The following is a 15,585-nucleotide window of genomic DNA, read 5'->3' on the forward strand; positions in this document are numbered from 1 at the left end:
CCCCCCCCCCGCGACTCCCTCGCGCGCGCCGCTCGCGGCCAATTCTGGCCGCTCACGGGCACGCGCCACCGCATCGGCTTTTATAAGTCATCTCCGTTGCAGCCCGTCTATTTTTAATTGTCACATCGACCTACCGTCTCGATCGAACCCACGTTCGAAGGGGCTGCCCTCACGGAGCTACTGAGCCGGATCCCACGCCGAAACCGCCACACCCGGCGTGGGGTATATACGCGCGAACGGCCTACGTGAACTCGTGACAACCCGGACCATCCGCGCCCGCGACCGGCCGGTGTTCGGCGTCGACGTGCACAGCGGCGACGTCCGCGGCGACGACCCCTCCTACGCCCTCGTCATCCTGGACCCCGTCGACGAGGACGACCCGGACGCGCCCGACGCCGACGGCCCGATGGCGCGCGTGACCCGGGACGTGGTGTCGTTCCGGAAGCTCTGCCGGCTGATCGACGACCGCGAGCCCCTCTACGTCGCCACCGACAACGCCTACGAGCTGGCGGCGGACAAAAACGAACTCGTCGGGTTCCTCCGGTCGCTGCCCGACGGCACCCGGCTGGTGCAGGTGACCGGCGCGGAGCGCCCGGAGCCGCTCTCGCGGGTCGCCTCCCGCCACGGGATCCCGTACGGGAAAGAGCCGATGAAGGAGGCGGAGGCGTCGGCCCGGCTGGCCGCGGCCAACGTCGGCCACGAGGTGACCGCGTTCACCGACGAGACGACGGTGAAGGTGTCCCGCGGGCGCTCAACCGGAAAGGGCGGGTGGAGCCAGGACCGCTACACGCGGCGGATCCACGGCAACGTCCGGAAGCGAACGCGGCAGGTCCAGTCGGAGCTGAAGGACGCGAACCTCGACTTCGAGCGCGACGTGACCGAGAAGTACGGCGGCTACGCGAACGCGACGTTCACGGTCGAGGCGCGTCCCGAGGACATCCCCGTGTCGAACTCGCGGGCTGGCGACGTGCGCGTCGAGGTCGAGCGCGAGCGCCGCGACGGGATCGAGTACGAGCCCCTCGTGCAGCGCCGCGACCGGGTGATCGTCGGGATCGACCCGGGGACGACCACCGCGGCGGCCGTCGTCGGGCTCGACGGTACCGTCCACGCGCTCTACTCCTCGCGGACCGCCGACACGGCCGACGTGACCGAGTGGATCATCGAGCAGGGCCGCCCGATCCTCGTCGCCGCCGACGTGGAGCCGATGCCGGAGACCGTCGAGAAGTTCCGGCGCTCGTTCGACGCCGCCGGGTGGCGGCCGACCACGGACCTCCCGGTCGACGAGAAGCTCCACCGGACCCGCGAGGCGAGCTACCAGAACGACCACGAGCGCGACGCGCTGGCGGCGGCGCTGTACGCCTACGACGACCACGAGGACCAGTTCGAGCGCATCGCGGCGAAGACCCCGCCGCGGCTCGACCGCGGGGCGGTGATCGCCGGCGTCGTCGCGGGCGGGGCCTCCGTGGAGTCCGTCATCGCGGACCTCAGCGAGGACGACGGGAACGACGGGGGAGACGGGGAGGGCGACGCCGACGAGACGGACCCCACAGAGCCGGAGCGCACCGAGGAGGAGGAGACGATCCGCCGGCTCCGGGAGCGCGTCGAGCGCCTGGAGTCGCACACGGAGTCGCTGGAGGCCGACCTCGCCGACCGCGACGAGCGGATCGCGGAGCTGGAAGGAGAGCTGGAGGAGGCGAAACGCGAGGAGCGCATCGAGGCGCGCTCCCGGCGGGCCGTCTCCCGGCTGGAGCGCGAGACCGACCGGCTGGAGCGCGAGCGCGACGAGGCGCGAGAGACCGTCGAGGACTTGGAGGGCAAAGTGGAGACGCTCAAGGAGCTGTGGCGGCTCGACCACTCCAACTTCGACGACGTGGCCGCCGACCAGGGGCTCGCCAGCGTGAAGACCGTCGAGCAGTTCACGCTCGACGCGCTGGAGGCCGCCGACGAGGCGTACGGGCTCGTCGCCGGCGACGTGGTGTACCTCCGGGACGCCTCGGGGGCGGGGCGCCGGACCGCCGAGCGACTGGCCGAGACGGAGCCGCGGGCGGTGATCCGGGACGGAAACCTCTCCGACGTCGCCGATCAGGTTCTCTTCGACCACGACGTGCCGGTCGTCCCGGCCGACGCGGTCCCCGTGCGCGAGGTCGACGACCTGGCGGTCGCGAGCGAGAGAGAGCTGGACGCCGCCCTCGACGACTGGGAGCGGGGAGCGGAGCGGCGGCGGAAAGCCGAGAAACAGGAACACCTCGACCGGATCATCTCGGAGCATCGGGCGGGGCGGACGCTGCCCGAGACCGAGGAGTAGGTCCCGGGGCTCCGAGGCGGGCGCTCGCTCCCTCGCCACCCGTCCGCGCGCTTCCAGAAGTCATATGTCCGACAACCGCACAGTCGTGCGTATGGACGCCTACGAGCGGATCACCCGGAACGCGGCCGAGGTGGTCACCGAGGAGGAGATCGAGGCGCTGGCCGACGACCCCGACGGGAAGCGGGCGTACGTCGGCTACGAGCCCTCGGGCGTCCTCCACATCGGGCACATGCTCACCGCGAACAAGCTCATCGACCTCCAGGAGGCCGGCTTCGAGGTGACGGTGCTGCTCGCCGACGTACACGCCTACCTCAACGACAAGGGGTCGTTCGAGGAGATCCGCCACACCGCCGAGCGCATGCGCGACCAGTTCATCGCCTACGGGCTCGACGAGTCGAACACGCAGTTCGTGCTCGGCTCCGACTTCCAGCTCGACGACGACTACACGCTGGACCTCCACTCGCTGGAGCTCGAGACGACGCTCGCGCGGGCCGAGCGCGCGATGGCCGAGATCACCTCCGGCGACTCCGTGAAGGTGTCGCAGGCGGTGTACCCCCTGATGCAGGCGCTCGACATCCCGTACCTCGGCGTCGACCTGGCGATCGGCGGGATGGAGCAGCGCAAGGTCCACATGCTCGCGCGCGACGTGCTCCCGAGCATCGACCGCGAGCCGCCGACGAGCCTCCACACGCCGCTCATCGCCGACCTCGGCACCGGACGCGGGAAGATGTCCTCCAGTGCGGGCGTCACCATCTCGATGGAAGATTCCCGCGACGACATTGAGTCGAAGGTGAACGACGCCTACTGCCCGCCGACGGCCGACCCCGAGCCGACGGACGACGGCGAGGCCCGGGAGAACCCCGTCCTGCAGGTGTTCGAGTACCACGTGTTCCCGCGGTTCGACGCCGTCACCGTCGAGCGCCCGAAGGAGTACGGCGGCGACCTGGCGTACGAGGGCTACGGGGCGCTGGAGGCCGACTTGGAGTCTGGCGAGCTTCATCCGGCGGACGCGAAGGGCGCGCTCGCGGAGTACCTCGACCGCCTCATCGCACCGGGACGCGAGCAGCTCGCGGAGTAGGCGGACTCACTCCTTTTTGTCGCCGGGCGCGTGTCCCGCGTACTCGCAGGTCCCGTCGAGACAGTCGCGGCCGGTCGCCGTCTCGAAGACCGGGAGCCCGCAGTCGCACTCGTCGACGACGACGCCGGATGGGACCGAGAACGTCGTCTCGCAGTCGGGGTAGCGCTCGCAGCCGAGGTAGACGCGGCCGGGCGCGGATTTCACGAGCAGTTCGCCGTCGCAGTCCGGGCAGTCCCAGACGCGGTCGAACCGGTCGCTGACGGCGTCCTCCATCGGGTCGCACCCGGGGTCGAGACAGAGGTGGAACGGCTCGCCCCGCTCGATCCGGATCTTCGGGAGGCCGCAGTCGTCGCACACCCCGTCGGTGACGCACGCGCCCGCCGGGAGCCCCCACCGCTCCTCGCAGTCGAGACAGACCACGTCGCCGCGCGAGCGCACGAGCGCCCCGCCGTCCTCCGGGCAGGTGCCGACCGGAACTCCGGCCTCCGTGATAGGGAGGGCGCGGCCGGCGGTCGCCTCCTCGGCGACGACGCGGAGGCGTCGGGTGCCGTCGCGGGCGGTGACGGAGAAGCCGTCGCCGTCGCCCTCGACGACGACCGAGTCGGGGCGGGTGAGCCACGCGACGGGCTGGTAGCCGTCGGCGTCGTGGACGAGCGTGGTGTCGTCGGGCTTTATGAGGACGACGACGCGCCCGCGGTGCGTGCGGGAGCGGTCGCCGCGCTCGGTCACTCGACAGTCGCCGGCGAACACGCGGAGTCGTTCGGGCATACGACGGGTGGCCGCGGTATGTGTGAAAAGCGGTCGTTGCGGGGGTTTATCAGGGATATAGAGCGGTTGTTGTGAGTGGTCGAGATCGGGTGTCTCTCGTTGCTGGCGCGGTGACCGATTCCGAAGTTTCGGCCGATCGATTATAAATGGTTGATCGCATATCGACGGTGAAACCTCCAAATCCACAGCCGCTCGTTTATAAACCACTACTGGTGGATCGATGGTGGACACTGTCAAAGCCCCAGTCGCGCTCGGCTCCCACAGCTCGCTGCGGTCCTCGGTCGCTGCGCTCCCTGTGGTCCTTGGGTCGCTGGGGTTCGCCGAGCGCGACTGCCCCTTTGAGTCCCACCCCGCCCCCACAGCACCGCACCTCACGCCTCCCCAACCTCGCCGCTCGCTCGGGGCTCCCTTCGGTCGCCCTGTCACTCGCGGCGTCCCTCGCACCGTCGGCTCGCGGCCCTCTGGGCCGCTCACCGGGGCGCGCCACCGCACAACTATTTATAAGCGATCGTCGCTCCCACTCATGACTCTTTAAATATCCCGTCGCCAGCGACGACTCACGGGGTCGGATTCCGACGCCGCTCCTACTCCACGCGAACCGTCCGCGCGGCCCTGACGGGCATCAGCGGCAGGTCGGGGAAGACGGCCTCGACGACGAACGCCAGTTCGTCGGCGTCGGGCGGCCCGAACACGCCGACCGGGACCGTCGTCTCCCCGTCGAGGTACGTCGTCGTCGCGGTCATCTCCACGTCGTTGACGGTGACCCGGATTCCCGTTCGAGCGCTCCCGGAGACGGTCGAGACCGCGACCTCGCACATGTCGTTTTCGCCCGCCGCGATCGCGTCTGGGAAGTCGCCCCAGTCGACGTCGATCCGGGGGCAGTCGCGGGCGGCGTCGACGATCCGCTCGGCGACAGAACCGCTCATCCCGGCGTTCTCGAGGGCGCTTGAGCCGGCGTCGACCACGGCGGCGGGGGAGGTGAGCCCGGCGTCCGCGAGCCGCTCCGCGCGGCCGGAGCCGACTCCGTCGATCGCGGTGAGTGCGACCGCCTCCCGCGAGACGCCGTGTTCGACGCGCGCCTCGACGCGGCACGCGAGGTTCGCGGCGCGCGGGCCGGCGAACCGGTCGAGGAACTCCGAGAGCGCGGCGATCAGGCGGAGCGCGTTCTGTCGGATCACCCACGCGTCCGACCGCAGGTCCGAGGGGATCGAGTCCGCCATCCCGGCGAGCAGGATGGCGAACACCTTGCGGTGGCCGTCCTCCAAGTCGGTGTCGTGGCCGTCGAGGATGCGATCTATCGCGTCCGACTCGGCCGACCGCGCCGAGACCGAGTCGAACTCGCCGGCCGAGGCGACGGCTTCGAGGATACGGTCGACCGTCAGCGTCTCGCGGTCGGCCAGCTGCCGGAAGCGACGGGCGGTGTCCAGCCGGAGGTAGTACTTCGAGGCGAGCCGACCGAGCCCCGTCGGCTCGATCGCGAGGTCGTCGTCGGCCGCGACGAAGCCGTCGTCGACGAGCGAGTCGAGGGTGTCGCGCACGCGGTCGCGGAGGGTGCCGAACTCGTACTCGTCCGGTTTCGACTCGGCGCGGACGTAGTAGAAGGTCGTCTCCAGCCACTCCATCACGTCTTCGAGCCCGCGGATCGTCCCCATCGCGATCTCCGCGTTGAGGTGCGACTCGAGTTCCGCGGCGAGCCGGGACTCGATCTCTTTGCCCTGCTTCAACAGCTTCCGGTACTTGTCGGCGTCCGCTCGGTCGCAGACCACCCAGCCGTACCCCACGTCGTCGTAGCCGGGGCGACCCGCGCGCCCGAGCATCTGGAGGACGTCGAGCGGCGAGATGTCCGTCTCCCCCTCCAGCGGGTCGTGGTACTTCGTGTCACGGATGACGACGCAGCGCGCCGGGAGATTCACCCCCCACGCGAGCGTCGACGTCGAGAAGAGCAGCTTGATCTTCCCCTGTTTGAACCACTCCTCGACGCGGTCGCGGTCCCCCTTCCCGAGCCCGGCGTGGTGGAAGCCGACGCCGTCGGTGACCGACTGCCGGAGCGTGTCGTTGGTTAGCCCCTTGGCCTCGTTGTGGAAGTCGTAGTCGTCCCGCGAGTCGATCGGGATGTCGCGGTCGGTTATCTCGTCGCGCGCCTTCTTGGCCGCCTGCACCGTGTCCTGCCGCGAGGAGACGAACACGAGTGCCTGCCCGTCCTCGCGCACGTGCGGCTCCGCTAGGTCGAGCGCGCGGTAGAGCCGCCGGTACTTGTCGGCGAAGGCGTTCGAGCCGTGCGAGTACGTCTTCACGTCCGTTTCGAGGTCGACCGGCCGGTACTCGTCGCCGAACTCGTAGGTCGTCTCCGCGGGCGCGTCGAGCCACTCGGCGACGTCGGCGACGTTCGGCATCGTCGCCGAGAGCGCGACGACGCGCGGGTCCTGTAAGCGGCGGAGCCGCGAGACCGTCACCTCCAGCACCGCGCCGCGCTTCTCGCTGTCGAGGAGGTGGACCTCGTCGATGACGACGCAGTCGACGTCGGTGATAAACGAGTAGCGCGCGGAGTCGTGTTTCCGCGTCGCGCTGTCGGCCTTCTCCGGGGTCGTCACGAGCACGTCCGCGCGCTCCGCGCGGCGGGGGTTGAGGTCGCGCTCGCCGGAGACGACGTAGACGGAGTAGCCCAGCTCCTCGAAGCGCTCCCACTCGCTCTCCTTCTCGTTGGTGAGCGCGCGGAGCGGGGCGACGAAGAGGGCAGTTCCCCCCTCGGAGAGGGTCTTGCAGATCGCGAGCTCGGCGAGCGCGGTCTTCCCGGAGGCCGTCGGCGCGGAGGCAACGACGTTGTGATCGGTCTCCAAGATCCCCGGTAACGCCTCCCGTTGCATCCGGTTGAACTCCTCGAACCCGAAGGCGTCGGCGAACTCCGGCACCGCGTCCGCGACCTTCACGGCGGACCACGCCCGTGGGAGACTCGACGGCGACCGAGAGTCGTTCGCATCACGTCGAACCGGGGGCTTCGAGAGCAAAGGCGTTTCTCATGCGGTCGGCGGAGACGGGGCGTTCGGCGGCCGGCGGTGTCGAGGCCTTCGGCGTCGACCCCGAGCGTTTAGGTGACGGCGGGTCGACCCACCGGTATGATACCGTCGGATCCGATCGTCGTGGGGGCCGTGGCCGTGATCGCCCTCCTCGTCCTGTTTGCCGTCGTCAGCCGTCTGCGCGGGCCGTCCGAGGAGGCGAAGGAATCGAAGCGCGCCCACGAGGCCGCCCAGGACCGCGACCCGCCCGTCGAGATCGGCGAGACGTACGAGCTCGGCATCACCGAGCTCACCGACCATCACTCCGGCGAGGAGGTCGCCGTCGGCAAGGTCGAAGGGTTCGTCGTCTTCACCGCGGACATCCCGCGCGACCTGTCGACGGGCGACGTGATCCGCGCTAAGGTGCTCTCGTTCAACGAGGGGCGCACCTCGGCCGACGCGACGTTCGTGACGAAGGCGTAGCGAGACCGCGTTCGGATCGAGCGGAACCGGAGCCCGGAGCGAGCGGAACCGGAGTCCGGAGCGAACGCGCGCCGCCGGCTCCACCTCCGCCCCGAGCATGAGGTTCATACGTGGTGGCGACGAAGTGGCTTCGTAATGGCTCAGGCCGGGAATCAGGACCTCACGGAGCGGTTCATTCAGTTCTACCGTAACTACTACCGCGAGGAGATCGGCACCCTCGCGCAGCGATACCCCAACGAACAGCGCTCCCTGTACATCGATTACGACGACCTGTTTCAGTTCGACCGCGACCTCGCGGACGACTTCCGCACGAAGCCGGACCAGATGCGCGAGTACGCCGAGGAGGCGCTGCGGCTCTACGACCTCCCCGCCGACGTCAGCCTCGGTCGCGCGCACGTCCGCATCGAGAACCTCCCCGAGAGCGTCGACATCCGCGGCATCCGCGTGCACGACGACCACATCGGGAAGCTCGTCTCGGTCAAGGGAATCGTCCGCAAGGCGACCGACGTCCGCCCGAAGGTGACCGAGGCGGCCTTCGAGTGTCAGCGCTGCGGCACGATGACGTATATCCCCCAGAGCGACGGCGGCTTCCAGGAGCCGCACGAGTGTCAGGGCTGCGAGCGACAGGGCCCCTTCCGCGTCAACTTCGACCAGTCGGAGTTCATCGACTCCCAGAAGCTCCGCATTCAGGAGTCGCCGGAGGGGCTCCGCGGCGGCGAGACGCCGCAGTCGCTTGACGTCGACATCGTCGACGACATCACCGGGAAGGTGAGCCCCGGCGACCACGTCACCTGCGTCGGCGTCCTCCACATCGAGCAGGTCGAGCAGGGCAACGAGAAGTCCGCCATCTTCGACCTGTACATGGACGGCGTCTCCATCTCCATCGAGGACGAGGAGTTCGAGGACATGGACATCACCGAGGCGGACAAACGCGAGATCATCGAGCTCTCCAACCGTGACGACATCTACGAGGCGATGGTCAGCTCCATCGCGCCCGCCATCTACGGCTACGAGGAGGAGAAGCTCGCGATGATCCTCCAGCTCTTCTCCGGCGTCACCAAACACCTCCCCGACGGGTCGCGGATCCGTGGCGACCTCCACATGCTCCTGATCGGTGACCCTGGTACGGGTAAGTGCCAAAAATTTGATACTAAAGTGACACTAGCCGACGGGTCTGAACAGGCAATCGGGAATATAGTAGAATCAAGCCTCGAGGAGCCGATAGAGGTTGACGACGGAGTGTACGAACCGGTTGATATTGACGTTCAAACCGTAACGGAAGCGGGAGAAGTCGAGACTGGGACCGCAACAAAAGTCTGGAAACGAGAAGCGCCGGATGAGATGTACCAGATTACGATGGCCTCGGGGCGAGAGGTAGAAGTGACGCCATCACACCCTCTGTTCAAACAGTTGGACAGAGGATTGTCTCCACAGCGAGCGGATCAATTGGCGGAAGGAGATCTCATTGCCGTCCCCGAAAATATCGACGCGGATTGGAACGATTCGCTTGACGTTTCGTTCCAGCGGGTCGAAACCTACAACGCGAATTCCTTCACCCCTCCCAGTCAGATCGACCCCGCACTGGCGCGGCTTCTCGGCTACATCATTGCTGAGGGCCACACCCATATTTCGGGATCAAGCGCCGCTACCGCGATCACGAACGTCGACGAAGAGATCCTGACGGACGTGGAACACTGCTTCCGGGAGTTGGGTGTTCGGTGGTCCCGCCGGGATAAACAGGACCACGAAACCGCCGAGATTGTCAGCTGCTCTTCGTTGGAGTTCGTCCGGTTCCTGAGAGAACTCGAACCGGCGATTCTCGAGACTTCTGAGGATCAGCTCGTACCCAGTTGTCTTAAACGAGCGAGTCCAAAAAACAAGGCAGCATTCCTACAGGCGTACGTTGACAGCGAGGGAACTGTCTCGCCAAAGGAACGCGAGATCACAGTTTCCTCGATGAGCAGAGAATTGCTAGCAGGTGTACAGACACTGCTTGTTGCGTTTGGTATCCAGAGCCATCTCCGGAGACGGCACAACGACAGCTATCGACTGCACATCAGTGGACGGGATTTCGTCAAATACGTCGACGAAATTGGGTTCGTTACCGATCGCAAAACGACGGCCTCGCGAGCGTTCGAGGACGTTCCAGAGAACACAAACACGGACGTGATCCCCGGACTGAGTGACGACCTCCGGCGGATTCGCGAGGCGCTCGCGTTGTCGCAATTCGATATCGGACTGCCGCGTCCGACGTATCAACACTACGAACGTGGCGACAGAAACCCGAGTAGATCGAGTCTGAGAGCGGTTGTCGACACGTTCGAAACTCGCTTGGACTGGCTTCGCGAGAAGCGCGGAGAGCTGCTGGACGGCGACTGGCAGGGAGTCGAGACACTGCGGAAGGAACTGAACATCTCTCAGAAGATGCTCTCGGAGGGTATGGACGTCTCTCAAACCGCGATCAGCTACTACGAGCGGAACGACGTCGCTCCCGACGGTGGACAGACCGCGGACGCAAAGGACGTGATTTTGGATCGTCTCGATGAGGCCTTATCGGTCGCCCAAGATGTCTCCGAACTCGATCGTCTGTGTGCGAACGACGTTCACTGGGACCGGATCGAGTCGATCGAGTCGGTCGATCCGGATTACGAGTGGGTCTACGATCTCGAGGTCGCAGACACGCATACGTATCTCGGAAACGGCGTCGTCTCCCATAACTCCCAGATGATTTCGTATGTAGAAAATATCGCGCCCCGCTCGGTGTACACCTCCGGGAAGGGCTCGTCCGCGGCTGGGCTCACGGCTGCAGCCGTAAGGGATGACTTCGGCGACGGCCAGCAGTGGTCGCTCGAAGCCGGCGCGCTCGTCCTCGCAGACAAAGGGATAGCCGCTGTCGACGAGCTAGATAAGATGGATTCGGCGGACCGGTCGGCAATGCACGAAGGGTTGGAACAGCAGCAGATCTCCGTCTCGAAGGCGGGGATCAACGCGACGCTGAAGGCGCGGTGTTCCCTCCTCGGCGCCGCGAACCCGAAGTACGGCCGGTTCGACCAGTACGAGCCGATCGGCGAGCAGATCGACCTCGAACCCGCGCTCATCTCGCGGTTCGACCTGATCTTCACGGTGACGGACACTCCCGACCCGGAGCACGACTCTCGGCTGGCGAAACACATCATCAAGACGAACTACGCCGGCGAGATCAACACCCAGCGGACGGAGTTGGCGAGCTCGGAGTTCACTTCGGACGAGGTGGCGGAGGTGACTCAAGAGGTCGCCCCGGAGATCGACTCCGAGCTGCTCCGGAAGTACATCGCCCACGCGAAGCGGTCCTGTTACCCGACGATGACGGAAGAGGCGAAGGAGCTGATCGAGGAGTTCTACGTCGACCTGCGTTCGAAGGGCGCCGACGAGGACGCCCCGGTACCCGTCACCGCACGGAAGCTGGAGGCGATAGTGCGGCTCGCGGAGGCGAGCGCCCGGCTCCGGCTCTCGGACACCGTCGAGCGCGAGGACGCGGACCGCGCGACCGACATCGTTGAGTCTTGTCTCAAGGACATCGGTATCGACCCGGAGACCGGACAGTTCGACGCCGACGTGGTGGAGACGGGCACCTCCAAGAGCCAGCGCGACCGCATCAAGAACATCAAGGCGCTCATCGCCGATATCGAAGAGGAGTATCAGGAGGGCGCGCCCGTCGACGAAGTGCTCGACCGCGCCGGCGAGATCGGGATGGACTCGGGAAAGGCCGAAGCGGAGATCGAGAAGCTCCGGACGAAGGGCGAAGTGTACGAACCCAAGCAGGGCCATCTCCGAACGACGTAGATGGACCGGATCTCCGCGATACGGAACGTCGAGGACGCTCTGCGCGCGTTCGAGAACGGCGAGGCCGACCTCGCCGACACGGAGCGGCGGGTGGCCGCGGTGCTCCGGACCTACGCCACGGAGTTCGACGGCGACGACGACGTGTTCCGCGCGATCGGCGAGGAGCCGGTCGACGGGCGAGTCGTCGTGGCCCCCTCCGCGCCGGCCGCCCGCGAGCGCGTGCTCGCCCTCTCGGGAATCGATGCGAGCGGCGCGGGAGAGACCGATAGTTCAAACGATCTGACAGTAGACAAAAACGACGCAGTCCCCGAGTTCGAGGTCGAACGCGTAGTCGATCTGGTGTAGTTCGGAACAGCTAAGTTTGACCCCCGATCAGCCGCGTTCGTGCTGCTGATCGTGACGTATTCGGAGGCGGCCCGCACGGGCCTTCGGAACCTGTGTCGACGCCACGAGGAGCCGGTCGTCCGGCGGTTCGGGCGGGCGGCGCTGCTCGACGCGACGGAGTACGCCGCGTTCCTCGCCGTGCGGCTCCGCGAGTCGCACGGGGGAGATGTCCAGATCGAGCGGACGGAGCCGTTCAACGAATTCGTCTCGCTCGACGAGCCGGTTCGCGAGGCGGCGAGCGCGTACGCGAATCGGGAGGCGACGGCGACGCCGTACGCCGCGTTCGCCGCCGGGACGGAGCATCCGGATCCGGAGGGGCTGAAAGGCGAGGAGCTGTGACCGCCGGACCAAACTCGGAGGTGCCGGGAGAGCGCTCAATTCCCGCGCCCGCGACGGTCCTCGGTCAGGTGCCGACCGGCACCAGCCTCCGACGGGAGCTCGCGGCCGCGGCGCGGTCGCGCGGATGCGAGTCGTCGGTGAACGACGAGATCGGTCGGATCCGCGACGAGATCGTGGCGATCGAGACCGAACCGGTCAATCTCGCCGCGGCCCGTCGGCGGGTCGCGGAAGCGACCGGGGAGGAGGAGCGACTGAAGGAGCGCGTCGCAGCACTTCGCGGCGACGTCCGAGCGCGGAGAGCCGTCGAGGCGGAGACCGACGAGGCGCTCGGCGACCTCGAATCAGCCGCGGCGGAGCTCTCGAGCGCACAGACCGAACGGATTGCGGCGGAGCAGGCGCTCGAGCGGACCCGCGAGCGGGCCGCCCGCGCCCGCGACGAGCGCGAGCGACGGCTCGAGCTCCGGGACCGGCTGCGGAATCGCCGCCGAGAGGCGCGCCGCGAACTCGCTCGCGAGACGTATCCGGCGTTCCGCGACGCGCTCACTGCGGTCCCCGGCGCCGAGCCGGCTCAGGCCGGCCCCGACCCGTCGGAGTACGACGGGCCGGAGATCGCCGCGTCGCTCGCAGCGGTTCGGACCGCCGACCTCGATACCCCGGTCACGCTCGGCGTCGAGGCCGCCCGCTGGCTCGCCGAGCGGAGGTCGAGGTCGCCGGAGCGGGTGCTCGACGCGACCCTGGCCCGTCCGGACACCGCACCGGAGGTCGCGCCGGACAGGTGACTGACGGCGGCTCCGTGCCGAAATTTAAATCGGATACCGCGGGAGCCGGCGTATGGATCTCTCGTGGACCGTCGACCGAGCGGGCGACGCGTCGCTGGTGCGCTGTCGCGTGCGCAACGACGACGCCGCCCCGCGACGCGTGCGAGTGGAGAGCCGGTTCGACGCGCCCGTGTTGCCGCCGCGACGGGCCGGTACGCCGGTAGACGGGTGGGACGAGAGCGGGGTAACACTCCGGGTCGACCCGGACGAGAGACAGGGGTTCGGCTTCGCAGTCCCGGTTTCCCCGGTCGATCCGCCCGTCGAGATCGCCGATGTCGCCCCGATCGATCCGGGTGAGAGGATCGCCGACCCCGACGAGGACGGCGGAACCGCCGGTTCGACCGCAGCCGACGCGCTCCGCGAACTCGCCGAGCACCGGCCGCCGCGGGCCGCGGTCGACGGGGATCGCGAGGTCGACGATTACCGTGATGACGCCGCTTCGGTCGGAAACGCGTGCGCCCCCGGCGGCGAACGCGACGGCCCCGAGCGCGACGCGGACGGATCGGAGCGAGCGGCTCCCGCCGCGATCGACGACTGGTTCGACGCGGTCGAGGCGCGGCTCGCTCGGGCGGAGCGGCTCGCCGACGCCGACGTGGAAACGGCGACCGAAGTGGTCGCCGACGCGGGCGGCGTCGGCGCGCTCGCCGACCTCGACGACCGACTCACCGACGACGCGGAGCGGCTCCGAACGGTGAGCGAGCGCGCGGCGTCGCTGGCGGAGCGCGCGGACGCGACCGACGTCCCGATCGGGGCGCTGGAGCGGCTCGCGTGATTCTTGCCGCCGCCGGCGGCAAGGGCGGCGTCGGGAAGACGACGCTCGCGTACAACGTCGCCGCCGCGCTCGACGCGGTCGTCGTCGACGCCGATCTCGGTATGGCTGACCTCCCCGGCGGTCGCGGTCCGGACCTCCACGACGTCCTCGCCGGACGCGCCGACCCGACGGAGACCGTTCGGACCGCTCCGGTCGACGTCGTCCCCTGCGGGCGGACGCTCGCCGGTGCCCGCGCCTGCGACCTGTCCGCGCTGGGAGACGCGATCGCGGCGATCGAGCGGGAACACGGCGTCGTCGTCCTCGACTGCCCGGCCGGCCGGCGGGCGGACGCCGGCGTCCCGCTCGCGGTCGCGGACGCCTGTCTGTTGGTCGTCTCCCCTCGGGCGTTCGCGCTGGCCGACGCGATCCGGACGCGGGAACTCGCCCGCGAGCTCGGCGCCGGACTGGTCGGGTGTGCCGTCAACCGAGTGACTGAGGAGCCCCCCACGGGGGCCATCGCCGACGCCTTGGGGGCGCCCGCGGCGGTGGTCCCCGCGGACCCGCGGGTGGGTCGCTCCGTCGCGGCGGAGCGACCGGTCGTCCACGCCGCGCCGGACAGCGACGCCGCGGCGGCGATCGAGGAGCTGGCCGGTCGGGTCCCCCGCTGACGGGGCGCCCAGTGCGGGAATATCGGGTCGTTTTACACGATCGGGAGCCGACGGGGAGCCATGCTCACGGTCGCGTTCCTCGTCGGCGTCGCCGTCGTCGCCTTCCTCGCGGTCGAGGTCGGCCCCCTCTACGCCGCCGACCGCTTCCGCGACCTGCGCGAGCCGACGGCCGGAGAGCGCGAGCGGCTCGCCTCGCTCCGCGAGACCGCCGGCCTCGACGTCGACCGGGTCGCGATCGAGACGAGACGCCGGGAAGACGGAGGCGCCGAGGGAAGCGAGGACGCGATCGGGCGGATCGACGCCGGCGTCCGCGGCCCGCCCGGAAGGCGGGTGCTGTTCGTCACGGAGAGCGTGCTCGACGCGCTCGACGAGGACGTCGCGATCGGGCTCCTCGCGGCCGAGGCGGGGCGAGTCGAGACGTACTACGGCGAGTTCCGCGCGGTCGCGATCGCGGCGGTCCTCGCGATTCTGGCGGCGATCGTGACGGTCGCGGTGCCGTTTCAGGCCGGCTTCGCGTCGCTCGTCGCCGTCGGGCTCGCCGCGTTCTGGGCCGGTCGACGGGTGCAGTACGCCGCCGACGACCGCGCCGCCGACGCGGTCGGCGCGGGGCGCGTCGCCGACGCCTTCGAGCGCGTCGCCGCCGCTCGGGGGGTCGAGCCGGAGACGGGCGACTGGTCGACGTGGTTCGAGGTCCAGCCGCCGCTCGGCGACCGGATCGCGACGCTCCGAGAACGGGGGGACGGCGAGAACTGAGAGAGCCGGTACGGTCGGCGCTCGCTACTCGGCGACCCGAGCGATGACCTCGTCGCAGTCGACCCGCACCTCGTACTCGCCGACGGCGAACGAGAAGGCGACCTCGCCGTCGGAACCGCGCTCGACGAGCGAGTCGAGCGCGTCGGGGTCGACGTAGTCGTACAGCACAACGTCCGCCTCGTCGGCGAGCGCGTCGGGCTCGACGCCGGCGAGGCTCGCGATCGCCTCCACGACCGCGAGGCTCGGCGACCGGTCACCGCGGCCGTGGGCGACTCGGACAGACCCGGAACGCGAGCCGGCGTCGGAAGCGCCCGTTGGAACACTACTCATACTCTTTTTATTGACAGATCAGTATATAAACTCTCGGTGTAGCTTATCAGATCAGAGAATAAGAGCCCTCGACGTCAGGCCCGGAGCGAAACG

The 15,585-nt window shown here is 68.6% G+C and carries 13 protein-coding genes; 10 read left to right on the plus strand and 3 right to left on the minus strand.

The genetic code is table 11. The features are described 5' to 3' along the window. The first annotated feature begins 253 nt into the window (after window positions 1–253). A complete protein-coding gene (locus N5096_RS00775; RefSeq protein ID WP_267662438.1) occupies window positions 254–2,305 on the plus strand; it encodes a DUF460 domain-containing protein in 2,052 nt (683 codons plus the stop codon). 91 nt (window positions 2,306–2,396) lie between these two features. Next, a complete protein-coding gene (locus N5096_RS00780; RefSeq protein ID WP_267662439.1) occupies window positions 2,397–3,383 on the plus strand; it encodes a tyrosine--tRNA ligase in 987 nt (328 codons plus the stop codon). Between the two features lie 6 nt (window positions 3,384–3,389). Here N5096_RS00780 and N5096_RS00785 read toward each other — a convergent pair whose 3' ends face one another. Continuing rightward, the gene (locus N5096_RS00785; RefSeq protein WP_267662440.1) at window positions 3,390–4,151 is read right to left on the minus strand and encodes a topoisomerase DNA-binding C4 zinc finger domain-containing protein; all 762 of its coding nucleotides are present in this window, start codon (window positions 4,149–4,151) and stop codon (window positions 3,390–3,392) included. Between the two features lie 584 nt (window positions 4,152–4,735). After that, complete coding sequence (locus N5096_RS00790; protein WP_267662441.1) at window positions 4,736–7,078, minus strand: DEAD/DEAH box helicase; 2,343 nt, start codon at window positions 7,076–7,078, stop codon at window positions 4,736–4,738. A 186-nt stretch (window positions 7,079–7,264) separates the two neighbouring features. Between N5096_RS00790 and N5096_RS00795 the strand changes: the two genes are divergently transcribed. The 8 genes from N5096_RS00795 to N5096_RS00830 all read left to right on the plus strand — a co-directional run bounded on the left by N5096_RS00795 (window position 7,265) and on the right by N5096_RS00830 (window position 15,162). Continuing rightward, window positions 7,265–7,627, plus strand: a complete 363-nt coding sequence (locus N5096_RS00795; protein WP_267662442.1) for a TRAM domain-containing protein — start codon at window positions 7,265–7,267, stop codon at window positions 7,625–7,627. Between the two features lie 135 nt (window positions 7,628–7,762). Continuing rightward, entirely contained in the window at window positions 7,763–11,449 is a 3,687-nt protein-coding gene (locus tag N5096_RS00800) for an LAGLIDADG family homing endonuclease (RefSeq protein ID WP_267662443.1), read from the plus strand. After that, window positions 11,450–11,794 (plus strand): DUF7854 family protein, encoded by a 345-nt coding sequence (locus tag N5096_RS00805; RefSeq protein ID WP_267662444.1) that lies wholly within the window; start codon window positions 11,450–11,452, stop codon window positions 11,792–11,794. A 39-nt stretch (window positions 11,795–11,833) separates the two neighbouring features. Beyond that, a complete protein-coding gene (locus N5096_RS00810; protein ID WP_267662445.1) occupies window positions 11,834–12,172 on the plus strand; it encodes a DUF7855 family protein in 339 nt (112 codons plus the stop codon). Next, window positions 12,169–12,951, plus strand: a complete 783-nt coding sequence (locus N5096_RS00815) for a DUF7856 family protein (protein ID WP_267662446.1) — start codon at window positions 12,169–12,171, stop codon at window positions 12,949–12,951. The genes N5096_RS00810 and N5096_RS00815 overlap by 4 nt, the downstream gene beginning before the upstream one ends. Window positions 12,952–13,003: 52 nt before the next feature. Further along, window positions 13,004–13,762 (plus strand): DUF7857 domain-containing protein, encoded by a 759-nt coding sequence (locus N5096_RS00820; protein WP_267662447.1) that lies wholly within the window; start codon window positions 13,004–13,006, stop codon window positions 13,760–13,762. Continuing rightward, window positions 13,759–14,409 (plus strand): nucleotide-binding protein, encoded by a 651-nt coding sequence (locus N5096_RS00825; RefSeq protein ID WP_267662448.1) that lies wholly within the window; start codon window positions 13,759–13,761, stop codon window positions 14,407–14,409. The genes N5096_RS00820 and N5096_RS00825 overlap by 4 nt, the downstream gene beginning before the upstream one ends. A 60-nt stretch (window positions 14,410–14,469) precedes the next feature. Then, window positions 14,470–15,162 carry a M48 family metalloprotease gene (locus N5096_RS00830; protein ID WP_267662449.1) on the plus strand — a complete coding sequence of 231 codons (693 nt, stop codon included), beginning with the start codon at window positions 14,470–14,472 and terminating at the stop codon, window positions 15,160–15,162. Window positions 15,163–15,186: 24 nt separating this feature from the next. On the opposite strand, the gene N5096_RS00835 is transcribed toward N5096_RS00830, so the two are convergent. Beyond that, the gene (locus N5096_RS00835; RefSeq protein WP_267662450.1) at window positions 15,187–15,492 is read right to left on the minus strand and encodes a HalOD1 output domain-containing protein; all 306 of its coding nucleotides are present in this window, start codon (window positions 15,490–15,492) and stop codon (window positions 15,187–15,189) included. Window positions 15,493–15,585 lie beyond the last annotated feature (93 nt).

The organism is Halorubrum yunnanense, assembly GCF_026586675.1.
Lineage (GTDB): Archaea > Halobacteriota > Halobacteria > Halobacteriales > Haloferacaceae > Halorubrum > Halorubrum yunnanense.